The sequence below is a fragment of the Vibrio sp. V09_P4A23P171 genome (assembly GCF_963875615.1).
In the GTDB taxonomy this organism is placed as follows: Bacteria; Pseudomonadota; Gammaproteobacteria; order Enterobacterales; family Vibrionaceae; genus Vibrio; species Vibrio anguillarum.
The window spans coordinates 53,928-76,918 of sequence record NZ_CAWNMR010000005.1; the positions used below are offsets into that span (position 1 = coordinate 53,928).

The 22,991-nt window shown below is 45.2% G+C and carries 19 protein-coding genes; 7 read left to right on the forward strand and 12 right to left on the reverse strand.

The features are described from left to right. Window positions 1-10: 10 nt before the first annotated feature. From nspC to AACT23_RS02450, 8 genes are all read right to left on the reverse strand, one after another. A complete protein-coding gene (nspC, locus tag AACT23_RS02415; RefSeq protein WP_013857007.1) occupies window positions 11-1,144 on the reverse strand; it encodes a carboxynorspermidine decarboxylase in 1,134 nt (377 codons plus the stop codon). A gap of 64 nt (window positions 1,145-1,208) precedes the next feature. Next, on the reverse strand, window positions 1,209-2,453 hold the full coding sequence (locus tag AACT23_RS02420) for a carboxynorspermidine synthase (protein ID WP_017044304.1): 1,245 nt from the start codon (window positions 2,451-2,453) through the stop codon (window positions 1,209-1,211). Window positions 2,454-2,469: 16 nt separating this feature from the next. Beyond that, window positions 2,470-5,358, reverse strand: coding sequence for a pyridoxal phosphate-dependent class III aminotransferase (locus AACT23_RS02425; RefSeq protein ID WP_094127015.1), 2,889 nt, complete (start codon window positions 5,356-5,358; stop codon window positions 2,470-2,472). Window positions 5,359-5,903: 545 nt separating this feature from the next. Beyond that, complete coding sequence (gene nhaA / locus AACT23_RS02430) at window positions 5,904-7,049, reverse strand: Na+/H+ antiporter NhaA (protein WP_176428615.1); 1,146 nt, start codon at window positions 7,047-7,049, stop codon at window positions 5,904-5,906. 280 nt (window positions 7,050-7,329) lie between these two features. Continuing rightward, complete coding sequence (locus AACT23_RS02435) at window positions 7,330-8,463, reverse strand: lipocalin-like domain-containing protein (RefSeq protein WP_094127019.1); 1,134 nt, start codon at window positions 8,461-8,463, stop codon at window positions 7,330-7,332. Next, window positions 8,464-10,917 carry an FtsX-like permease family protein gene (locus AACT23_RS02440; protein ID WP_013857012.1) on the reverse strand — a complete coding sequence of 818 codons (2,454 nt, stop codon included), beginning with the start codon at window positions 10,915-10,917 and terminating at the stop codon, window positions 8,464-8,466. Continuing rightward, window positions 10,898-11,569 (reverse strand): ABC transporter ATP-binding protein, encoded by a 672-nt coding sequence (locus AACT23_RS02445; protein ID WP_013857013.1) that lies wholly within the window; start codon window positions 11,567-11,569, stop codon window positions 10,898-10,900. Before AACT23_RS02445 ends, AACT23_RS02440 begins: the two co-directional genes overlap by 20 nt. A gap of 123 nt (window positions 11,570-11,692) precedes the next feature. Next, on the reverse strand, window positions 11,693-13,069 hold the full coding sequence (locus AACT23_RS02450) for an MATE family efflux transporter (protein ID WP_017046178.1): 1,377 nt from the start codon (window positions 13,067-13,069) through the stop codon (window positions 11,693-11,695). A gap of 40 nt (window positions 13,070-13,109) precedes the next feature. Between AACT23_RS02450 and AACT23_RS02455 the strand changes: the two genes are divergently transcribed. Beyond that, window positions 13,110-14,603 carry a DUF2867 domain-containing protein gene (locus AACT23_RS02455; RefSeq protein ID WP_094127021.1) on the forward strand — a complete coding sequence of 498 codons (1,494 nt, stop codon included), beginning with the start codon at window positions 13,110-13,112 and terminating at the stop codon, window positions 14,601-14,603. Between the two features lie 42 nt (window positions 14,604-14,645). Here AACT23_RS02455 and AACT23_RS02460 read toward each other — a convergent pair whose 3' ends face one another. Genes AACT23_RS02460 through rsuA form a run of 3 tightly spaced genes read right to left on the reverse strand, consistent with a single transcriptional unit; the run spans window position 14,646 to window position 17,256 of the window. Continuing rightward, on the reverse strand, window positions 14,646-15,305 hold the full coding sequence (locus AACT23_RS02460) for a DUF2913 family protein (protein ID WP_017046180.1): 660 nt from the start codon (window positions 15,303-15,305) through the stop codon (window positions 14,646-14,648). Continuing rightward, window positions 15,305-16,513 (reverse strand): Bcr/CflA family multidrug efflux MFS transporter, encoded by a 1,209-nt coding sequence (locus AACT23_RS02465; protein WP_013857017.1) that lies wholly within the window; start codon window positions 16,511-16,513, stop codon window positions 15,305-15,307. Before AACT23_RS02465 ends, AACT23_RS02460 begins: the two co-directional genes overlap by 1 nt. A gap of 47 nt (window positions 16,514-16,560) precedes the next feature. After that, on the reverse strand, window positions 16,561-17,256 hold the full coding sequence (rsuA, locus tag AACT23_RS02470; RefSeq protein ID WP_013857018.1) for a 16S rRNA pseudouridine(516) synthase RsuA: 696 nt from the start codon (window positions 17,254-17,256) through the stop codon (window positions 16,561-16,563). Between the two features lie 104 nt (window positions 17,257-17,360). On the opposite strand from rsuA, the gene AACT23_RS02475 reads away from it, so the two are divergent. From AACT23_RS02475 to AACT23_RS02500, 6 genes are all read left to right on the forward strand, one after another. Continuing rightward, window positions 17,361-19,103 (forward strand): DEAD/DEAH box helicase, encoded by a 1,743-nt coding sequence (locus AACT23_RS02475; RefSeq protein ID WP_094127023.1) that lies wholly within the window; start codon window positions 17,361-17,363, stop codon window positions 19,101-19,103. A 62-nt stretch (window positions 19,104-19,165) separates the two neighbouring features. After that, window positions 19,166-19,555, forward strand: a complete 390-nt coding sequence (locus AACT23_RS02480; protein ID WP_010318383.1) for a PepSY domain-containing protein — start codon at window positions 19,166-19,168, stop codon at window positions 19,553-19,555. Window positions 19,556-19,564: 9 nt separating this feature from the next. After that, window positions 19,565-20,224, forward strand: a complete 660-nt coding sequence (locus tag AACT23_RS02485; protein WP_010318384.1) for a response regulator transcription factor — start codon at window positions 19,565-19,567, stop codon at window positions 20,222-20,224. Then, on the forward strand, window positions 20,214-21,554 hold the full coding sequence (locus AACT23_RS02490) for an ATP-binding protein (RefSeq protein WP_094127025.1): 1,341 nt from the start codon (window positions 20,214-20,216) through the stop codon (window positions 21,552-21,554). The genes AACT23_RS02485 and AACT23_RS02490 overlap by 11 nt, the downstream gene beginning before the upstream one ends. Window positions 21,555-21,781: 227 nt before the next feature. Next, window positions 21,782-22,060 carry a 50S ribosomal protein L25 gene (gene rplY, locus AACT23_RS02495; protein ID WP_010318386.1) on the forward strand — a complete coding sequence of 93 codons (279 nt, stop codon included), beginning with the start codon at window positions 21,782-21,784 and terminating at the stop codon, window positions 22,058-22,060. A gap of 165 nt (window positions 22,061-22,225) precedes the next feature. Next, the gene (locus tag AACT23_RS02500) at window positions 22,226-22,618 is read left to right on the forward strand and encodes a ribosome recycling factor family protein (protein ID WP_094127027.1); all 393 of its coding nucleotides are present in this window, start codon (window positions 22,226-22,228) and stop codon (window positions 22,616-22,618) included. A 1-nt stretch (window position 22,619) separates the two neighbouring features. Here the strand turns inward: AACT23_RS02500 and AACT23_RS02505 are convergent, their stop codons facing one another. Continuing rightward, the gene (locus tag AACT23_RS02505; RefSeq protein WP_017046184.1) at window positions 22,620-22,976 is read right to left on the reverse strand and encodes a PilZ domain-containing protein; all 357 of its coding nucleotides are present in this window, start codon (window positions 22,974-22,976) and stop codon (window positions 22,620-22,622) included. Between the last annotated feature and the right edge of the window lie 15 nt (window positions 22,977-22,991).

The following is a 22,991-nucleotide window of genomic DNA, read 5'->3' on the forward strand; positions in this document are numbered from 1 at the left end:
CCTATTGTCATCAGTTTACCGACCATTGAGATAATGAACGTTTAAAGTCTTCATAGCCAAATTCATTCAGTTTCTGAAGCTCTCCTGTACTGCGTTGACAATACACGGAAGGCATTTTAAGGCCATTAAACCAATTCAATTTCACCATGGTATAGCCCGCGCTATCCATGATATGCAACCGCTGGCCAATCGATAATGGCTGTTCAAATGAAGCCACACAAAATTGATCACCCGCTAAGCAAGAGCACGAGCCAATGACATACTCATGTTCACCGTTCGCACTCGCTTCTAAGATAGCCGCAGGCTCTTTGTAAATCAGTGTGTCTAAACGATGCGCTTCAGTTGCCGAATCAACAATCGCTGTTTTCATGCCATTTTCAACGATATCGACGACAGTCACCACTAAATCAGCCGTTTTCGTGATGATCGCCTCACCCGGTTCAAGATAAAGCTGAACCTGATGCTTTTCTGAAAAGGCCTTAAGCGCTAATGCTAATTTTTCTAGCGGATAACCAGGCCAAGTGAAGAACACACCACCGCCTAGGCTGACCCAATCTAACTTATCCAGATATTGGCCAAAACGCTCAGAGATCGAATCTAATAACGCAATGAACGCATCAGCATCTTTGTTCTCACAGTTCATATGGAACATCACGCCATTGATAGTATCGAACACTGAGTTATCAATATGGTCTGTTTGAACACCTAAACGAGAAAACTGACGTGCGGGATTGGCAAGATCTTGCCCAGCGTAACTCACGCCGGGGTTTAAACGTAAACCCAATGACGCCTTGCCTTCAACTAAATGACGGTAAGCGGCCAACTGGGATTGCGAATTAAAAATCATTTTGTCGCAAATATCGGCCACTTCTTTAACATCAGCTTCACTGTAGCCAACGCTATAGGCGTGAGTTTCACCACCAAACGTTTCGTAACCTAATTTTACTTCAAATGGGCCACTGCTGGTGGTGCCATCTAAGTAAGGTTTGATGATGTCAAACACTCCCCAAGTAGAGAAGCATTTTAAAGCTAAGACGAGTTTGACGCCCGACATCTCTTTGAGCTGCCTCGCGATTTCTAGGTTCGCGATCAACTGTGATTCATCAATCATAAAATAGGGCGTTTGGAGTTCGCTTTTTTGCATCTATTTATCACTCTCAAATTGAAGAAAGCCGACACATCTGCATCGGCTTAACTATCGAAAACTCTTATTTTAGAATTTTAATCTCTGGTTGCCCGATATCGAGCTCTTGAACATGCCAATCCAAACCTAATTTAGGCATCGTTTCTAAAAACAGATCAGGGTCAAGCTGCTCTAAGTTAAACACGCCCGCTTGTGCCCAATGCCCTTGGAAATACTGCAATGCCGCAGTAATGGCAGGAACGCCCGTGGTGTAAGCGATGGCTTGGTGCTCTACATCATGGTATGCCACTTCATGGTCTGCATTATTGTAGATAAAGACACTGCGCTGTTTACCATCCTTCCAACCTTGCACCCAAGTACCAATACAAGTCAGGCCTTTGTAGCCAGGAGCCAAAGAGGTTGGGTCTGGCAGCATCGCTTTAAGCACTTGAAGTGGTTGAACCACAGTACCATCTTGCAGCGTCAATGGGTTTGGGCTCAATAAACCAATATCACGCATGCAATTGAAATAGTTGAGATAACGATCGCCAAAACCCATCCAAAATTCAATTCGTTTGGCCGGAATAAACTCTTTCATCGAACGTACTTCATCGTGCGACATGGAGTACACCTTGTGCTGGCCGCACTGAGGAAAATCAAATTCTAGCATTCGTGAATGGCAAGGAACACGCTGCCATTGCCCTTCTTCCCAATAGAAAGAGTCGCCTTGAATCTCTAACATATTTGTTTCTGGATCAAAGTTAGTCGCAAATTTCTTGCCGTGATCGCCTGCATTAATGTCCATCACATCAATACTGTCGATTTCGTCAAAGAGGTGCTTCACCGCATACGCGGCAAACACGCTAACCACGCCCGGATCAAAACCAGCACCGAGAATAGCGGTAATGCCTGCTTGCTTAAATTTTTCACGAAATGCCCATTGAGGATCATACGCTTCAGGCACTTGTTGACCTTCAGAGCAAAGGTCAACAGCAACCGATGTATCTAGATAGGAAACCTTGGCTTGATAACATGCTTCCATGATTGGCACGTTTACCCAAGGAGGGCCAGCGTTGATCACAAGATCAGGCTGGACTTCTTTAATTAATGCAACTAACGAGGCTACGTCATCCGCCTTGACGGTGCGTGCCTCAAGTTTTTTAGTTGGATCTTTAAGGTTATTTTTTCCTTTGATCGATTCAATGATCTTCTCGCACTTTTCAAGAGTACGAGAAGCAAGAACAATATCACCGAGTATGTCGTTGTTTTGGGCCGCCTTATGTGCGACAACCCAGCCAACGCCTCCCGCGCCAATTTGTAAAATAGACATGGTTGTTTGTATTCCTTTATGCCTTGGCTAGCTCAGAGGCTAGTACTTCAATCTTATTAAGTAATGCTTTGAAATCTGACAGTTGTAAGCATGGGTTTAAAATGGTGAATTTAAGCGCTGTTTTGCCATCCACAATCGTCTCGCCCAACACCGCGACACCACGTGTCAATGCTTCTAAACGCAACGCTTTGTTCAACTCGTCAAAATCTACCGCTTGTTTATCCACGGAACGGAATAACACGGTGGAGAGAGCAGGCTCAGCCAAGAGTTCAAAAGCATCGTGATGCTGAACTAAATCTGCCACTTGCAGTGTTTGTTCTAGCAGATGATCGTACATTTCACCCAAAGCCTTAGGGCCTACGTTTTGCATTGTCATAAACACTTTCAATGCATCAAAACGCTTGGTCGTAGAAATAGATTTATCCACCAAGTTTGGCAGTTCATCATGTTCACGGTTAAGGTAATCCGCATGATGCAGTAGATACTTGAAGTGACTTTTATCTTTGAGCAACACCGCGCCACAACTGATCGTTTGGAAGAACAATTTATGGAAGTCGACGCTGACCGAGTGCGCACGCTCAACGCCCTGCAAACGTGCTTTATGGCTACTTAGAACCAATGCGCCGCCGTATGCTCCATCCACATGCATCCATAGATCATGTTGCTGTGCTACATCCGCGATCGTCGACAGATCATCAATCGCACCGTGATCCGTTGTGCCTGCCGTTCCAACAATAGCAAAAGGAATAAGACCTTCCGCTTTCGCTTGTGCAACAACCGCTTCCAGTTTGGTGACATCCATTGTGCCGTTTGGATTCGCATCAACCGCCAAAATGGCTTTCTCGCCCAACCCCATCCAAGAGGCCGATTTTTGCACGGTGAAATGCGATTTTTTCGAGCACACAATACGCAGCTTATCGGCATACTCAGGTAAGCCCAGCTTTTGAATAGAATGACCACTTAATTTATCGGCAATCCAGTCACGAGCTAACATTAAACCCATTTGGTTACTTTGCGTGCCACCACTGGTGAAAATACCATCCGACTGAGCGCCGAGTTCGTATTTCTCACACATCCAATCAATCACTTTCTGTTCAACATAGGTAGCAGAAGACGATTGATCCCATGAGTCCATAGACTGGTTTAATGCACCAATCATCGCTTCAGCCACTACTGATGGCATCAAGGGTGGCGTGTGCAGGTGAGCAATACAATCTGGGTGTTGAACGATAATGGAATTTTTGGCTACCAGATCTGCCATTTCAGAGATCACATCCTTCAATGGCGCATTTTTGTTATCCAAATCTACTGCGTAAATCGCTTCTTCAAGCTGCTTTGGATCCAAACCTGAATAAGGCGCTTTGGCTTGTTCAAAAACAGCTTTCATCGCAGAAGTGGCATGGTTCATCACATCGGCAAATTCATTGCTGCCCATTTCACCAGTTTGGATAAAATGCTTCTTCCACGCTTGATTTTCTGGCTCTGGATCTTTCTCGCCGCCACCTGCGGCTAAAATCGCCGCTTCAAGAGTGCGCAGGGCAAAATCGATCTGCTCGAATGAGATGATAATCGGTGGTAAGAAACGAATAACGGATCCTTCACGGCCACCTTTTTCAACCATCAACCCACGCTCAAGTGCTGCGCGTTGGATAGCGAGTGTTAATTGACCATCGGCCATTGGCTCGCCAAATTTGTTCATTTCACCGTTTGGTTTACGAATCTCGAGGCCGAGCATCAAACCTTTGCCACGAACTTCCGCAATACAATTCACGCGGCGTTGAATCGCTTCAAGACCTTGGCGTAGGTACTGACCCGCGACATTAGCGTGTTCAACGAGGTTATCACGTAAAATAATTTCTAACGCTTTCGCACCAGAAACCATGGCCAATTGGTTACCACGGAACGTGCCTGTGTGCTCACCCGGTTTCCAAGTATCGATCTCTTTCTTGAACACAAGAATAGACATTGGTAGACCGCCACCAATAGCTTTAGATAGGCAAAGAATATCAGGACAAATGCCAGACTCTTCAAATGCAAAGCGGTAACCCGATTTACCCACGCCACACTGAATTTCATCGAAAATTAATAAAATACCGTGTTCATCGCAGATACGGCGTAGTTCACGCAGCCAGAATGCTGGAGCGGGAATAACGCCACCTTCACCTTGAACAGGTTCAACAATAATGGCCGCCGGTTTCATGATGCCTGCTTCGTCATCGTTCAGCAGACGTTCGATGTAGCGAATGCTCGCTTTGGCACCTTCATCGCCCCCTAAACCAAACGGGCAGCGCAAGTTGTATGGGAATGGCATAAAATGCACATCCGACATTAACCCTGTGCGACGAGCTTTGGTATTCAGGTTGCCCATCATACCCATCGTACCGTTGGTCATGCCGTGGTAAGCACCGCGAAACGCAAACATGGTGTTACGACCCGTTGTCTGCTTCACCAGCTTGATAGCCGCTTCAACGGCATCCGCACCAGAAGGTCCACAAAATTGAATCGCGGAATTTTTTGCAAACTCTTCAGGCAAAAATGCTTTTACTTGCTTGATGAATTTGTCTTTAGCGTGCGTTGTCATATCCAATGTCTGATATGGCAGACCTGAATCTAACTGCTCTTTCAGTGCTTGATTGATCTCAGGATGGTTATACCCAAGCGCCAACGTTCCCGCGCCCGCTAAGCAGTCGAGGAAAATTTGTCCGCGCGTATCTTCTACTAACGCACCATAAGCTTGCTTGATGGCAATCGGTAGACGGCGTGGGTATGAACGAACTTCAGATTCATGCTCAATTTGATCGAGTAGAATTTGGTCCGGTGTGAGATCATAAATACCTTCAACAACAGGTACCTGAGATGAAAAAATGTTTGCGATAGTGTTATCGACTTCAAAGGCTGTGCTCATTTCCCTTCCCCTTGAATGTGAAAATTTCCGCCTATTTCCTTGGTTTGGTTTGAATATAAGGAAATATGACATAGCAATAAGCTCCGTATTAGCCAAAAGGCAAAAACGGAAATTGGTTCATCGTCTTCGATGAAAGATTACTAAATCAGAGAATCAAGGTTCGGTGATAGAACTGTCTTCAAGCACAGGGCATAGAGGAAGTACAAAGCTGATTAACGTCAGTGTGTTAAGTGATGATGAGTTCAATGTTGGGTTTCCCATTCACATGCAGCTCCCGCTGCAAGAGTATCCCGTCTATCAACAAAAGGACTTGCTGATACCTACCCTACGTAATGTCACAATCAGCCTGAATGGTCATTACGCGTGTCCCCCAGAAGCTACTGTCCGAGATTGGTGCGAAAAATATCAAAAAATAATTACGCTGGCAATAATTTTCAATAAATCGATAAAAACTTAAATTTTCTATTGATTAAGAATATTGATAAATCAAATGGTTAGTTTATAAAATGAATCAGCCCTCGAATTACGAAGGGCTGATTATATTCTTATGCGTTTTTTGGCAAAGATAAACGAAGCAATATATAGCCTACAATCGCGGCAGTGGTCGAGCCCATTAATATACCGAGCCGTGCAAACGTATCAAATTCAGCATTGGTCGGTCCAAAAGCCAATGACGAGATAAAAATCGACATTGTAAAGCCAATACCACATAGCACTGACACGGCAAAAATATGCTTGAAATTGATCCCTTCAGGCAATTTAGCGACACCGAGTTTCACCGCAGCCCAACTGAAGGTAAAAATACCCAATGGCTTACCAATAAATAGGCCAAGAGCCACGCCCAAAGGCAACATTGACGTGAGGCTAGATACGGAGATCCCTTCCAGTGAAATCCCGGCATTGGCAAATGCGAACAATGGCAGAATACCAAAAGCGACATACGGGTGTAGCGCATGCTCAAGATGTTTTAGCGGAGAATATTCGCCTTTATCACCTTTCAGCGGAATAGCAAAACCAATCACTACACCAGCCAAGGTGGCATGAACACCAGATTTAAGTACGGCAAACCATAAAATCGCACCGACAATTAAGTAAAGGCTGATTTTGGTAACATGCTTGTTGTTTAGTATAAAAAGCACACCAGTCATTAAGAAACCGACGGTTAACGCAATGGTAGAAAGATCACCGCTATAAAATAGCGCAATAATGACCACAACCCCTAAGTCATCAATAATCGCAAGCGCCAGCAAGAACACTTTTAAGCTGATCGGAACACGTTTACCCAATAGCGCCATAATACCTAGCGCAAACGCAATATCAGTGGCCGCTGGGATCGCCCAACCTTGAATCGCTTGTGCATCACCAGCCGTAAACAGCACGTAAATTAATGCTGGAGCAAGCATGCCGCCGACGGCAGCAATGGCTGGGAAAATAGCCGTTTCTTTGGATTTAAGAGCACCTTCCAACAATTCACGTTTGACTTCTAAACCAATCAACAAAAAGAATACGGCCATTAAGCCATCATTGACCCAATGCGACACTGACATTCCAAACACGTAGGAATGTAAAAAAGATTGGTAAACATCATTTAGCGGTGAGTTAGCAATCATCATTGCAATTGCAGCAGCAATAACCAGCAAAATACCACCTGCTGATTCCATCTTGAAAAAGTCGCGAATCACATCACTCATGATATCGTCCTTATAGTTATGCATGTTAATAAACCATTAACAAATGAATATGACAGAGTTTATACAGTAGCTGATAGAAGTAAAAATCGCTTGTTCAGATATTAAGAATCGGAATTTCCGAGTCAAGCATAACAATACAACGTATATTCCTTGGTTTTCACTATTTTCCCATTGTTGATTAGTTTTCATGCATAACAATTTTACAACAAAATAAAAAAGGTTCACAAAAACACAAAAGGTCAAGAACAACTTGACCTTTAGATTCCGCAAATATTTGAACTTAGTTGCTCGTTAGTTGCATGAAACCCGTCACCTTATGACTACCATCGGTGATAATGGGGCCTTCCCAATAAGGGATCAGAAAGGGTGACCACAAATCGCGATTCACCGCTTTCGTCACCAGATGAATATTATATTTAGGGATGTTTACCACCCATTGTAACGGGATGTCACGCTCATTCTCCGATGCAGCAGAAACGACAGGAACTAAATCAATTTCATCAGCAGATAGTGCGATCGTGGTGCCCGAATCTTTCACAATTGCCCCAAACAAATAGGGCTCTTGCTGAAAATAACGATAGCGATTAACCAATAAGGTTGTTTTGCTATCGAGTTTAACGAACAACTTATCCCATCCCTGTTCAGCGTTAGGCAGTAGATTATTACCCCACTCCTTGCTCAGCCATGCATTACCTGTGACTTGAATAGGTTGAGAGTTAACACCTAAGTTGAGCACACCTTTGACCTGCAAAAACGGTGCTTGGAGACTATATGAGGCTAAAGAAAGTGAATCATGCTTTTTTTGGTATCCCTGCTGACCAGGTAATACAAATGGCCCGGAAAGGTTATTTTTTAATGAGAGTGAAAACGTGTCCGTCGCTACATCTAATACTCCAGAAAATGGAGTCGTCCCCGGTGCGCGCCAGTTCCAATTATCAATCCACATTTTAAACGGCTTTAATTCTAAGCCGGCTTGACCAATTCCGCCCCGCGCAATCCGCTGTTCACGCCAGACTTCATTCTTTGAAGAGATCACCACATAAGCAAGATAAAGCTGAGGACTAAGCCATCCATTGGCATCTCGAGCTTCATTAGCGAGACGAAAATAACTCCACTGGATCCCATATTGCTGCCCATGTTCATCACTGACATTCGCAAAGTAATGCCACCACTCATGTTCAAAACCTTGATGAAAATTGAAATCTTGAGGAAGTCGTACCGGGCGATTAGGAAGCACGAACTCGAACGGGTGCTCCTTCGATATTGATGATGTATCCATTTGCTTAGAAGCTGTTTCAGAAACGGCATATTCTGAAATCGTTTGCTGTGCCTGCCAATACTGGTGCCACGAATAGAGGCCGAACAATACAGCAATCAACAAAGAGCACAAAAGTACGAGGTATCGTTTCATCATTTATAACGCGTCTCTAAATGAGCTAATCGGTGGCCTTCTGACCAAACGAATAACCGGGATTGCACCTGCGCACATCAAGGTCACCATCGCCCATGCTGCCGTTTTCAAATACTCCCCGGGGATCAACTGCAGTTGGATTGTCCAACCAAAGGATTGTTTAATCACGATGTCCACCACAAGACGAGCGAGTGCAAGCCCTAACGGCATTGCAATCACGAGTGCTATCGCCCCAAAAACACACAACTGCAAGCTGCCAATCACCACCAGCTCTTTACCAGAAACACCCAAACAACGCAGTAGCGAAACATGTCGCTGGCGGGAAACCTCTCCGGCTAACGTAGCAAAGAAAATACCACACACGGCAATCAACAAAGTAATACGCCCGAGCGTATCGGCGATGGCAAAGGTTCGGTCAAACACCCGCATCGCTTGAGTGTGGATGTGATTGTTATCAAAAATCCGCTCAGGTCCCAACCTAAATACCGATTCTAGTCGCTTCTTTAATCCTTGGTCATTCACACCTTCGTGCAAAACCACTCCTAGCGCCACATTCCCCGTACTAGCAAACGCAAATAACCAATTTTGGTGTGACAATAAGACTTGGTGGTAAGGGTTACCATAATCGTAATACACTCCCACGACTTGCCACTTTTGGCCCAAAGGCTCAGAAAGGTCAATAAAATCACCAGGCTTAATGCCTAATTTAAGCGCCATGGATTCACTGATCATCAAACTCTTTGAATGGTGTAAATCATACCAATAGTTAGGAACAGCGAGTTTAACCGTCAACGAGTCTAACTCACCATCGGAGATACCTGTGCTGACCACTTGCAATGCACCTTTGTCGGTGGCGAAATCTTTTTCCCAACGCCACCAAACATCATTGACCTCAGGCTGCGCTTTCAACCAACTGCTCATTCTTGATGCAGAACTGTTGGTAGGATAGACATAAATATCGGCCGCTAAACGTTGGTTTAACCATTTTTCAGTAGTATCGCGAAAGCTACCGACCATGGTTTCAATGCCAATATTCGCCGCCATAGCAATCATAAACGCCATAGTGGCGACACCGCGATAGCTCATACTGGCGGCTGCATCGGCAAAGAACCAACGCGCTTTTACCCAAGCGAGTGAGTAGGAAAAACTGTTGAACAGCGTCCAAATAAGATAAGGCGTAAACAGCGCAACACTGAGTAACATCAACGCAATAATTGCAAAACCAGAAAGTTGCGTTTGTGGAACTTGATACACGGCAATCGCCGCGACAGTCAATGCGCAAGCAACAAGGGCTTGCAGGCGAAATTCTGTGCCAGCAAATCGAAGCAAAGAGAGACGAGCCGAAAGACGAATAGGCTGCGATTTTAGCAACCGGACGAGGGGCCAAGCGCACGCCGCAAATGCACCAATCAACGCCATGGCTAAACTGTAACTACTCCACTGCCAATTCCAGCTAATCGATAAACCAACATTAGCATCATACAAGTCACCCAAACTGGCTGAAACCGCTGGAATAAGTTGATTAGCCAATAATAACCCCAATCCGTTACCGCATATCCAGCTAAGCAGGACCATGCCAAACAACTCAATCACCAATGCTTGGGTAAGCTGCCAGCCAGAAACGCCCGCTTGCCGTAATAACCCGACTAAAGGTTGACGCTGGATTAAAGATAAAGACATGGCTTGGTAGAATATGAATAGCCCGACCAAAAATGCCAACATACCCATTGCATTGAGATTGAGATGAAAAGCACGCGTGAGTGATTCCAGCTCAGTGCGAGAACTACGGACTAGCGTCAAACCATTAGGTAAATTATCTTTTAGTCTTTTCAGTTTCTCTGGCGGCATATCACCACAAGCAATAACAGATAAGCCCGAACTTTTCTTGAGCATTCGCACCAAGGATAGATCCGCAATAACGCGTGTGCCGTTGATGAGATCTTGTTGATCGATCTGAATAGGACCTAACTTTGATTCATCATCAAGCACGATAAAATCACCCGTTTGCCAACCTTGGAGACGAGCGAGATCAACACTCACCAAAATAGGATACGGCGGATTCATCAATGATAATGTCGAAAATTCCGATAGAGGAAGGCCGCTATTGGTTGGCAACATCGCGACGGGATCAAGCCCAATCAGCGAAATATCCGTGCCATTTTTTGTCGTCAAACGATGGTTTTCAAAAGGAGCGCACTGAGAAAATCCATCACGGCGCAACTGAATATAGAAACCTTGGGGGATTTTATTGGCAATATGCTTGGAACGAATACGATAAGGTAATGGATTAGAAAACAGCTTTTCGCCATGTTCATAACTTTGACGAGCATGCTGGTTGATGGCCGTCACTCCCACCAACAATGAAACGCCAAGCGTTAAACCCAGCCATACTAGAATGATTTGTAAAGGATAACGCCGATAATGACCAAGTAGCGCCTTAACTACGGGCCATAACATGCAACAACCCTCCTTGTAAACGTACGCGACCATCCATATGCTGCGCGACTTTTTCACTGTGCGTCACCAATAATAACGTGCAATCCAACTGGCGAGTTAAGGTCGTCAATAAACGCATCACCGCCTCGGCATTACGTTCATCAAGACTACCGGTGGGTTCATCTGCTAATAAAATCTTAGGCTCCATGTACAAGGAGCGCGCGATCGCAGCACGCTGCTGCTGCCCACCAGAAACCTCTTCAGGGTATCGGCCTAGCAGCGGCATTAAATCAAGCGAAGAAAGAATTTGACGCAGTAAACCTTGGTCTTCCGGCATTCCTTTCAACTGACGACAAAAGCGAATATTATCCGCGAGATTGAGGGTGGGAAGAAGATTAAACTGCTGAAAGATATGACCAATGTTATTTCGGCGATAAGCGGTACGCTTATTTTCTGACGTGTCATGCATGGCAAAACTTGGAAACCAAATTTCGCCAGAATCGACAATATCTAATCCGGCAATAAGGTTGAGTAATGTACTCTTACCCGAACCACTTTCACCCATCAATGCGATTTGGTCGCCTCGGTTTAATGTTAACTCTGCCCCCTGTAGCACGGGATGAAATTCATCGCCATCTAGATAGCCTTTACACAGGTTGGTCAGCTGTAACATTAAATCGCTCGCAATCGACTAAAATTGGATTGTGAATCTACACTAATTCTCCTGCAGTAGAAAGCATTTTGGATACCGGATCACATTATGTGCATCAAATTGCACCACCTAACTGCGTTGTGTCTAATTTTCAATCAAATTTCGCATCCACTTCTTGCTTTTCATTCGATAAAGAGAACCGCCCCATTTAATCAACTCTTCAACGAGAAACAATAAATAGATGGCTTCAGGCTTAGCCCCAAGCACAATCGCACAAAATGCGGCTAACGGAATACCGATCAGCCACTGCGCGACTAAATCTTGATAAAGACAAAACTTTACGTCACCGCCAGCTCGCAACACGCCAACAATCACCGTCATTGGAATGGAACGTAAAATGATGCCAAGGCTCAGTATCACGATAAACTCTTCAGATAAAGCACGGGTTTCATCCGTCAAGGCGGTGAAAGAGTTCAGGATAGGGATCTGCACCACATACAAGGCGGCAGCGACGATCACGCCTACAAGAAGGCTGATGATAGTTAAACCTAAGGCTTGATAATAAACAGCATCGTACTGCTTAGCGCCAAGTTGGTTACCGACTAAAACCGCAGCCGCATTCGACATCCCAATCAGTAAACTCAATGAAATCGATTCTACTGGCGTCATCACCGATAACGCCGCTAAGCCTTGCACACCACTCTGCCCCATGATGGCATGGTAGACAAATAAACCGCCTGCCCATGCAAGGAAATTAAAGGTGGTTGGCAACGAAAGCTTCAAAAAACGAGAAATGGTAGGCCATTCAATGATGGCTCGGATATCGTCAATTCCAAACGCTAACAGATGTTTCTTGGCATAGAGGTAACCGTATAAACACGCAACTTCAATAAAACCACTGAGCACGGTAGCAATCGCCGCACCTTCGATTCCCATTGCGGGAAAACCCAATTTGCCGAAAATCAGCACCCAGTTTAAAAACACGTTTGAAACAATACCAATACCGCTAAAAAACGTACTGAGCCCCGGTTTATGCATCGCTCGCAGCCCTACCGCCATACTACTGACGCAAGCTACAGCAAACATACTGAGTGAGGTAATAATCAAATATTGGCTACCTAGCGCATTAACGGTCTCGGAATCCGTGGTTAGTGCCATGATTTGACTTGGAAACAGTAAAAATAGTGCCACCGTCATTACAGCAAATAGGTTAGCGACTAACCACGTAAGTGCCGTACTTTCTCGCACGCCCTGTTTGTTTCCTGCGCCCCAATACTGAGCTGTTAACAGTGCGCCTCCGGTTGTCACGCCCACTAGCATGATGGTGGTGACAAAAGTTGCTCTAGCGGCAACGCCTACCGCAGCAATTTCAGCCTCACCTAATTGCCCTAGCATCAAAACATCCACTAGACCACGACTAGAAAACATAATACTTTGCAAGGTGATCGGCAGAGCGATAGCCATTAAGCGACGGAAAAAATCGCCTCTTGTATGTAACACGATTTGCGAAAAAACAGACAACCGATCACCTCAAATTCAACACATTGATAGCACAGGAAAAATGAAGTCGCTATTATACGTCTGTGAGCATAATCTAACCATCTTATTTGAAGGGACCGTCATGAAAAAAGTGTTAGTACTCGGCGCATCAGGCTATGTCGGCTCACAACTGTTACCTTTGCTATTAGCGCAAGGTTTTCAAGTAACGGCCGCAGCTAGGCACATTGACTATTTAACCTCACGTGCCATATCTCATCCCAACCTTACCTTGCGTTATTTAGACCTTACCGATAAAGAGGCGACACTTGCGCTTATCCCACAATTTGAACTGGTTTATTTTTTAGTGCACGGTATGGCGCAAGGACATGATTTCGTCGACTATGAATTGTCGTTGGCGGAAAACGTTAAACAAGCCCTTGAGGTTAGCCAGGTCAAACACCTGATCTACTTAAGTGCGATTCAGCCACAAACCGGAAACTCAGAGCACCTCAAAGCACGGAAAATGACCGGCGATCTACTTAGGAAAAGTCCTGTACCAGTGACCGAATTAAGAGCCGGTGTCATTCTTGGACCGGGATCAGCCGCATTTGAAATCATGCGTGATTTTGTTTACAACTTACCGATGCTCATCACTCCTAAATGGGTTGATTCCAAAGCAAATCCGATAGCGCTGGAAAACCTCAATCATTATCTACTTGAATTAGCTAATGAGCAGCCCGTTGCACACCAATTGTTTGAAGTCGGTGGGCCTGACACTCTCTCCTACCGCGAACAATTTGCCATTATTTGTCAGGCAACACAGAAACCATTTCGGTTATGGTCTACCCCACTATTAACCCCCAAAATGGCTTCTTACTGGCTAGGTCTTGTCACCTCCGTCCCCTCTAATATTGGCAGAGCACTACTTGCCGGTTTAGATCATGATTACATTGCCGACTCACAAGCCATTGAAGCACGCTATCCTCAAAGCCTGATCTCATATCGTGACGTTGTCACCAAAATAATCGAGCATGAAGGGGAATTTACACGCTCGCAGGTGTGGGGATTTGATCCAAGTGCCCTACAGCGTTGGCAACCCGGTTTTGGCTACTATCCTAAACAGGCAGGAGCAACGATTCAGACCAGCGCCTCTGCTGAGGCTTTATGGGATGTTATCCGAACCATAGGCAGCCGCCAAGAAGGCTATTTTTTTGCCAATGCACTATGGCGTACACGCGAATGGCTCGATCTTTTATTCGGTGGTGGCAAACCTGTGCGCCGCTCCCCTTGTGGCCCGGAACTGCAAGTTGGCGATTTTATTGATTCGTGGAAAGTGATCCGCTGCCAACCTCAACAGTTTTTGTCTCTTCTTTTTGGGATGAAAGGCCCAGGATTAGGGCGATTGGAATTTACCATTAAAGATCTAGGCGAAACGCGAGAACTCAATGTGACCGCATGGTGGCACCCCAAAGGATTCTTAGGGTTACTTTACTGGTTCGCGATGATGCCTGCCCACCTTTTTATTTTTAATGGCATGGTCAAAGCCATCGTCCAAAAGGCACAAAAAAAGAGCTAGCGAAATCGCTAGCTCTGCAACTTATTGGGTTTCAATTCCATACTAATCAATAGGAAAGCCTAATGGAATTTCAGCCAATTGCACGCCATGGTTGCTTGGGTATATCAAATACTCACCATGATATTTCACATTCGACTTATAATCGGTACGTTTATGCACCATAAAGCCAGCACTACTGGCCTTTTCGACGAAATCAGCATGATGGCCCCGCACAAACCAGTTCATCGGCTTCACGAGCAGTTCACCATCAAAGCATGATTCACACTGATTTGCGCACAAAGCCAATGAGTTTTGCCCATCGGTAAAAAGCTGTAATTTGCCTTCATTCACCAATGGATCACATGTTGTCACTTCCCAGTGAGCCGCTTCCATGAATTCCAAAAACGCGTCAATTTTCTTATCGGTAATGATGTTATCCGCGTCTTGCGCAAAAAACTGACCGTAAAATGCTGAGATGCGTTTGAAGATAAACAGTAATTCAGATTGGTTGCCTTTCGAACGTCCAGCTTTCTGCCAACGATTTAAATCATCCACCACACAGCGATGAAATCGTTGTGCTTTCAATGCCTTACTCACCCAATGCACCAAAAAGTGATTATTAGCTAAAGGCGCATTCACCAGCTTATTCGCTTGGTGTTCTGCTGTTAACTCTTGCAGCGCTGTATTCACTACACGTTGAATTTCGAGGTAATACTCTGACATTACGCCTTTCTTCCTAATGTCCAATAAAAAAGAGATGAAAGTACCGAGCACGCCGTCATGACCACAATCATCGGCCACTCAACATCACTAGGCATCATCGCGACAATCGCTGCAACCACTGAGCCTGTGCCAAAACGCAACGTTCCAGCCAGTGAAGAAGCGGTACCCGCCATTTTCGGATAACCACTTAACAATAATCCCATTGAATTACTGCCTATCGTTGACAATGTACCAATAAAAAGCACCACAAAAGGCACAATGCCCCATAAACCAAGGTTGAGTAACCACGCGATAAATAGCCCGATACCTGCGCACAACTGAATCAACAAACCAAAGCGTAGCATGGCGTGGGAACCAACTCGTTTCACCATTCGACCATTTAAACTGGTCATGATAATCATCGCGACGATATTGAGGCCAAACAGGTAACCAAATTGATCAGGATCGACTCCATAAATATCAATATAGACAAAAGAGCCTGCGGTCAAAAAGGCAAACATACCAGCAAAAGAGAAAGCACCAGAAAAAACAAGCCCCATCGCGACTGGGTTACGGCTTAACTGCACATAGTTGCGAATGGTATTTCGAAAGCGTAGTGGTTGACGATTTTCTGCACTGAGCGTTTCTGGAATTTTCCAAACCACGAGAGCAATCACCACCGCGGCAAAAATAGCCAACACCCAAAATATCGAACGCCAACCAAACCAAATGGCCAAGTGTCCGCCAATCATCGGCGCAGCTAACGGAGCAACGGTCATCACTAAGGTGACAAAAGACATGGCGCGAGCAAAATCTTCGCGATCAAACATATCACGCACCACCGCTTGAATAACCACAGCCGCCGCTGCTCCAGCAAAACCTTGCGCAGCGCGAACATACGTTAACGCTTCAATACCTTGCGTAGTCGCACTCACAGTGGCAGCAATACCAAACAGTAATACGCCGATCAGCAGCACTGGGCGACGGCCATAACTGTCGGCCAGCGGGCCATGCAATAGTTGGCCTATCGCAAAACCAGCGGTATAAGCGGTCAGCGTCATTTGTACCGCTCCAGCACTCACACCGAGATCTTTAGCAATCGCTGGCATGGCTGGCAGATACATATCAATCGCCAGCGGCGTTAATGCGCCAATCGCGCCTAATACTAAGAAGAGTAAAAAACTAATGTGCGGCGTATTATTCGCTGTAACAGGTTGAGATGAAGTCATAGTTCTCCAGATAAATAAGGAATGAAGTTGCAGTAAAGCTAGGCCTTTCAAGCCCCAATAGAAGCCACTTCTTGGTCAGTCAAATAACGGTATTCACCGGGCTCTAGTGCCTCATCTAGCACAATATGACCAATGCGCTCACGGTGAAGGCCAACCACTTTATTGCCTAAAGCAGCAAACATGCGTTTAACTTGATGGTATTTGCCTTCATGAATGGTCAGTAAACATTCATTCTCACCGACGACTTCCAATTGCGCAGGCAAGGTTGGCTCACGCTCATTACGCAGTTCAATACCCGTTAAGAATTGTTCGACATAATTCGCTTCAATAGGGTCTGCAAGCCAGACACGGTAGGTTTTGTCGCATTTGTGTTTTGGCGAGGTAATGCGATGAGACCATTGACCGTCATCGGTGATCAGAACCAAACCTGTGGTATCGACATCCAAACGTCCTGCAAAATGCAAGTCTTGAACATTCACTTCATCGAGCAAAATAAATGCCGTATGATTGAAGCCGTCTTCATGTGAGCAAACGTAGCCAGTGGGTTTGTGTAACATGATATAGCGCGGGCCATGCAAGATTAACTCACGGCCTTGCCACTCCACCTCACACTCCTGCGTCACCTGCAATGAACCACTTTTCTGCGTCTTACCATTTACTGTGACATCACCACTTTTGATGATCTTGGTGGCTTCTTTACGTGTCGCACCTAACGCATCACACAAAAATTTATCTAACCGCATGATTACCTCATCTAAATCAAGTCAGGTATTATACGCAGCTAAAATGAAATAGTTGATCTATTTCACTGTTTTTATCCAGCGTTCAACAAGAGAAAACGCGAGTTATGTACACACTTCGTCCTTATCAATCGGACTCGGTCAAAGCCGTGATCCACTATTTTCGTCATCACACTACGCCCGCCGTAATTGTACTACCGACGGGGGCAGGAAAAAGTTTGGTTATTGCTGAGCTAGCAAGGCTTGCCAAAGGACGAGTCTTAGTACTAGCGCACGTGAAAGAACTGGTAGAGCAAAACCATGCCAAATATGAGGACTACGGTTTGCAAGGCGCGGTATTTGCGGCAGGTTTAGGACGAAAAGAGACCGATCAACAGGTCGTCTTTGCTTCGGTACAATCCGTGGTGCGCAATTTAGATGCCTTTAAAAATCAATTTTCATTACTGGTGATTGATGAATGCCACCGCGTACCGGATGAGAAAAGTAGTAGCTATCAAAAGGTGATCACCCATTTAAGCGAGCTCAACCCGGGGATTAAAGTGTTGGGGTTAACCGCTACGCCTTATCGTTTAGGCATGGGCTGGATTTATCAATACCATACTCGCGGCCAAGTGCGCAGTGAGGAGCCTCGCTTCTTCCGTGACTGTATTTTTGAGCTACCGATCCGTTATTTGCTCGATGAAGCTTTTTTAACGCCTGCGCGAATGGTTGATGCCCCCGTGCTCAGTTACGATTTTTCGCAGCTAAAACCCGCCAATACCGGGCGCTACAAAGAAGCCGAACTCGACATGGTGATTGAGCAATCGAAACGTGCCACACCACAGATTGTTCAACAAATCATCCAACTAGCACAGCAAAAACAGGGAGTAATGATCTTTGCAGCCACCGTTCGCCACGCTCAAGAAATTGTGCAATTACTGCCCAACAACGAAACTGCCATCGTCATTGGTGACACGCCGACCCCTGAACGCGACACCATCATCAAGCAGTTTAAACAGCGCCAAATCAAATTCTTAGTTAACGTGTCGGTATTAACCACAGGTTTTGATGCTCCGCATGTTGACCTGATTGCGATTTTACGCCCCACCGAGTCCATCAGTTTATATCAGCAAATTGTCGGACGTGGGCTACGCTTATCCGCAGGAAAAACCGAATGTTTGGTATTGGATTATGCGGGCAATAACTATGATCTTTATCAACCAGAAGTCGGTGAGCCAAAGCCCGATCCCAACAGTGAAATTATTACCATTCCCTGTCCGGCCTGCGGTTTTAATAACAACTTTTGGGGTAAACTCGATGCCGCTGGTTTTTTGCTTGAACACTATGGTCGACGTTGCCAAGGCTATTTTACAGACGAAGAAAGTGGCGAACGAGAACACTGTGGTTACCGTTTTAGAGCAAAATATTGCGGTGAGTGTGGGGCTGACAACGATATCGCCGCACGTATCTGCCATGAATGTGACGCAACACTGGTTGACCCTGATAAAAAGCTCAAAGAAGCACTCAACCTCAAAGATGCATTGGTTTTTGAATGTATCGAAATGGATTTGAATGTACATAAAGATGCAAGTGGAAAAGCGCAACTGCGCGTTACCTATCGTGGTGAGAACGATGCGCAAGTCCACGAATTTTGGCCACTAACCACCAAGAAACAGAAACAGGTGTTCCACGACCAATTTGTGCGACCACACCTAGCCGATAAGCATCGCCCTTTTGATCAATCTTCACCAAGCAAAGTGGTGGCTCATCAACACCGTTTTCGTCCACCACAATTTGTCATTGCGCGAAAAGTGGGACGATTTTGGAAAATGCGCGATAAGATCTTTGAAGATGAGCTACAAAACCGATGATTCACTTTCTATTCATGTAAGGTCATTTATACTCTGTTCATCTTATTACAGGGGGGCGCAACATGTTGTTCAAAAAGGGTAAAGCTTTCGCACGCTTACTGCTGCTCTCATCATTATCCTTACCCACTTTAGCTGCAAGCAGTGATGTACACGATTGGGTTCAAGACACTTATAAGCCAGGAACCAAGGTAGAGATTGATGAGGATCAAGACGAGGTCTACGCGGCAGTTCAAAAAGGTTTAATTCATCCATTGTCTGAGCTTTATGCCACGATAGATAAAGAACTCAATGGCCGAGTTATCAAAGTAGAGTTAGATGAAGATGATGGTGAATGGGTCTACGAATTAAAACTGATGCATGACAACCGAGTTATCCGCGTAGAATATAATGCAAGCACATTAGAACTAATGGCTATTCGTGGCAGGAACCTACGCGACATCATCAAAAAATAGAGAATAACCATGAAAATATTGGTAGTCGAAGACGATCCTCGTCTTGGGGAACAAATTGTAGAAGCGCTTGAACAGACCGGCTGGGTGCCTGAATTATCACAAGATGGCATTGATGCACTCTATCGCGCTACATCAGAAGAGTGGGATGTGATTGTGCTCGACCTCGGTTTACCCAAGCTCGATGGGCTCACCGTATTGAAAGGCATTCGAGATGAAAACATTAATACGCCTATTGTGATCCTCAGTGCAAGAGACGGTTTGACTCAACGAGTCGAGGGCTTAAATGCAGGAGCGGATGATTACCTCACCAAACCATTTGAGATGGTGGAATTAACCGCTCGTATCCGCGCACAACTGCGCCGAGCATCAGGTAACGCTTCCCCTGTGATGCAAATCGGTGACTTAAGCCTTGATACTCGAACCTCTAAAGTGATGTGGCAAGGTCAAGCGGTGAGCTTGACGGCACTGGAATACAAAGTGGTTGCCTACTTCATGCACAATGCCGACAAAGTCATTTCACGGACTGAACTGGTGGAACACATCTACAAACAAGATTTCGATAGAGACTCCAACACCATCGAAGTGTTTATTGGCCGCATCCGTAAAAAAATCAATAACAACATTATCAAAACCGTGAGAGGACTGGGATACCAGCTTAATGCAAAATAAAACCTCGGCCTTAAAGCGCCTCAGTTTAAAAAGTCGTTTACTGCTCGCGGCAACGTTTTGGTTAGGTACCATGATTTTAGCGGCGGGAATTGGCATTCCCACACTGATCAAAGACTACCTAGTCAATGATGTGCAAAGTCAGCTACGTTTAGCGATGGATGAAATCACGGCGAACTTGGAAGCGACACCGCAAGGGAATCTAGTACTGTCGTCGCGCCTTTCCGACCCTCGTTTTAGCCAACCCTACAGCGGCCTTTATTGGACGGCCTCAAGCCATGATCAATCGCTTCGTTCTCGCTCATTGTGGGATAAGCGCCTTATCAGCGAAAAACATGGCTTGAAAAGCATCGTCAAAGGCGCAAGAGATGAAAAACTGATCGTCATTGAACAAATCATCTACTTACCAGACTTCCCTTCTCCTATCACCATTACCATCGGTCTTGATGAAGCGCCATTACAAGACACTTTAAACAGCGTAATTAGCCAATTGTGGATGATACTAGGTCTGCTCTTCAGTGGTGTATTGGTGCTGATTGGCTTGCAAGTCAGTTGGTCATTACGGCCGTTAGGGAAAATGCAAAAAGAGCTGGCCGCATTGCGCAAAGGTCAACAAGCCAGTCTCAGTGACGAGTACCCAAAAGAAGTCTTTCCGTTAGTCAATGATTTGAATGCACTGTTATTCCACTATCAAGAATTGCTTGAACGTGCACGTAATCATGCAGGCAATCTCTCTCACGCTTTAAAAACACCGATTTCTGTACTGCGCAATGAGATCGATCATCTTGATTTCGTACAACAGCAGAAACTCAGAACACCGATTGAACAGTTACAAAAGCAGATTGACTACCATCTAGGGCGCGCGCGCATGGCTGGCTCAATGAATATTCTTGCGGTAAAAGCCAATCCAAGCGAACGGGTAGATGCTATTTCTATGGCATTTGACAAAATTTACGCACAGCGTGAAATCACGTTAGTTAATGAGTTGGATTCTGATCTAGAGGTTGCCGTTGACCCAACCGATCTCGACGAGATGCTCGGCAACCTACTGGAAAATAGCTACAAATGGGCAGCTTCTTTAGTTCGAGTTCACGCAAAAAATCGAGAAGAAGGCTGGGTAGAAATCCACATCGAAGACGATGGCCCAGGTATTGCTGAGCAAGATCTGGCCAAAGCGGTACAGCGTGGCGTGCGCTTAGACGAAACAACCTCTGGATCTGGGCTTGGGTTGAATATTGTCAGTGAAATGGCGCACAGTTATCGCGGTACGCTAACCCTATCGACTAGCACCATGGGGGGGTTAAAAGCGGTGCTAACTTTTCGTTCGGTTTAATGGACGAAATCGAACTCGACATTAAGCAATAAAGACTGTCACGGTCCTTCGTAACACTGCAATAAATCGATGCTGCAAGGGATTTTCTATTGCCCCATCTTAGATAGAGTGCTAGTATCCGCGCTCGTTTTGTTAGTAATCATTGATTCACTATCAAAGCTATACCACATCAGCAAGGTCGCATTGCAGATGTGAAGTTTATTTTTACTAATTTGAGTGTAAAAACTATGAAATTCGAAGCAGTAGTACGTACTGAACTAGGTAAAGGTGCGAGCCGCCGCCTACGTCACGCGGGCCAATTCCCAGCAGTTGTTTACGGTGGTGAAGCAGCGCCAGTTGCTATCGCACTGGATCATTCTGACGTGATCAACCAAATGGACAAACCAGAATTCTACGAAGCAATTACTCTAGTAATTGATGGCGCAGAAGTAAAAGTTAAGCCACAAGACGTTCAACGTCACGTGTTCAAGCCAAAAGTTGAGCACATGGACTTCATCCGCATCTAATTTCCTACCAAGGAATTAGTTGGATAAAATCCAACCTTTTGCATAAAGACTATCGGCCTTACCATCCGAGAAATCTAAAAATTCGAAACCCCGATAGCTACCAACTATCGGGGTTTCACCGTTTTATAAGACCGTGTTATAACGGAAAGTCATTCAAACAAGAACATGGCTATTATGATCATCACGATTTCCCTCCCCTCATTGATTCATCGGCTTGGTGGAGAAAATGCGAAAAAAGCAAAAATGCTGGCGAGAGAATATCAGTGCGACCTGAAACGAATACGACGTTCCAGAAATTGGCAAATCAGTGGTGAGATAACGCAACTTGAATCATTGGCAAATCGGCTCAGAGAACTTGATTCACTGGTCATGCAATTTTTAATAACGAGACTCAAAGACAAACTGGCAGAATATCAGGAACAGCTTGAACCCAAATCAGCCAAGTTGGTAAGGCTTGTTAAACAAAACCCATCAATCACTCTCGCCGAACTTATGCACATCACGCACTGCACAATCGCAGAAGCACGCACCGCTCGTTTCAACGCAGACAGTTTTTGATTTAAGCAGAACGTAAAGACGAGAAGTAAGACGGGTATCTTTGGCGAATATAACGCTGTTCTTCAACCATGTGCTTAAAAGCAGGACCATTGGATAGTTGAACCACGACTTCATCTTGTTGAAAGCGCAGTACTTGACCTGCAATTTTGACTGTATTGTTGCTGCGTAGCTGCACCGTACCAGACATCGATAGACCACAATATAAGGTAGTCACTCTCGGCATTGAGATACGAATGCCTTGCTCTGATATTTCACAGACATGGAATAGCTGATCATCAATTTTTACGGTAGGTCTTGCCCGCTTTGGATACTTTAAGCGGTAATATTGCCGTTTCTGTACAAAATCTGCATTGTCCATGGCGTCTATGCATCC

Bases quoted from the DNA above. Each gene is read 5' to 3' on its own strand.
- AACT23_RS02440 (WP_013857012.1), bottom strand. From the start codon at position 10,917: ATGTTATGGCCCGTAGTTAAGGCGCTACTTGGTCATTATCGGCGTTAT.
- AACT23_RS02485 (WP_010318384.1), top strand. From the start codon at position 19,565: ATGAAAATATTGGTAGTCGAAGACGATCCTCGTCTTGGGGAACAAATT.
- AACT23_RS02465 (WP_013857017.1), bottom strand. From the start codon at position 16,513: ATGACTTCATCTCAACCTGTTACAGCGAATAATACGCCGCACATTAGT.
- rsuA (WP_013857018.1), bottom strand. From the start codon at position 17,256: ATGCGGTTAGATAAATTTTTGTGTGATGCGTTAGGTGCGACACGTAAA.
- rplY (WP_010318386.1), top strand. From the start codon at position 21,782: ATGAAATTCGAAGCAGTAGTACGTACTGAACTAGGTAAAGGTGCGAGC.
- AACT23_RS02455 (WP_094127021.1), top strand. From the start codon at position 13,110: ATGAAGTCGCTATTATACGTCTGTGAGCATAATCTAACCATCTTATTT.
- AACT23_RS02500 (WP_094127027.1), top strand. From the start codon at position 22,226: ATGGCTATTATGATCATCACGATTTCCCTCCCCTCATTGATTCATCGG.
- AACT23_RS02445 (WP_013857013.1), bottom strand. From the start codon at position 11,569: ATGTTACAGCTGACCAACCTGTGTAAAGGCTATCTAGATGGCGATGAA.
- AACT23_RS02480 (WP_010318383.1), top strand. From the start codon at position 19,166: ATGTTGTTCAAAAAGGGTAAAGCTTTCGCACGCTTACTGCTGCTCTCA.
- nspC (WP_013857007.1), bottom strand. From the start codon at position 1,144: ATGCAAAAAAGCGAACTCCAAACGCCCTATTTTATGATTGATGAATCA.
- AACT23_RS02435 (WP_094127019.1), bottom strand. From the start codon at position 8,463: ATGATGAAACGATACCTCGTACTTTTGTGCTCTTTGTTGATTGCTGTA.
- AACT23_RS02425 (WP_094127015.1), bottom strand. From the start codon at position 5,358: ATGAGCACAGCCTTTGAAGTCGATAACACTATCGCAAACATTTTTTCA.
- AACT23_RS02505 (WP_017046184.1), bottom strand. From the start codon at position 22,976: ATGGACAATGCAGATTTTGTACAGAAACGGCAATATTACCGCTTAAAG.
- AACT23_RS02420 (WP_017044304.1), bottom strand. From the start codon at position 2,453: ATGTCTATTTTACAAATTGGCGCGGGAGGCGTTGGCTGGGTTGTCGCA.
- AACT23_RS02490 (WP_094127025.1), top strand. From the start codon at position 20,214: ATGCAAAATAAAACCTCGGCCTTAAAGCGCCTCAGTTTAAAAAGTCGT.
- AACT23_RS02460 (WP_017046180.1), bottom strand. From the start codon at position 15,305: ATGTCAGAGTATTACCTCGAAATTCAACGTGTAGTGAATACAGCGCTG.
- nhaA (WP_176428615.1), bottom strand. From the start codon at position 7,049: ATGAGTGATGTGATTCGCGACTTTTTCAAGATGGAATCAGCAGGTGGT.
- AACT23_RS02475 (WP_094127023.1), top strand. From the start codon at position 17,361: ATGTACACACTTCGTCCTTATCAATCGGACTCGGTCAAAGCCGTGATC.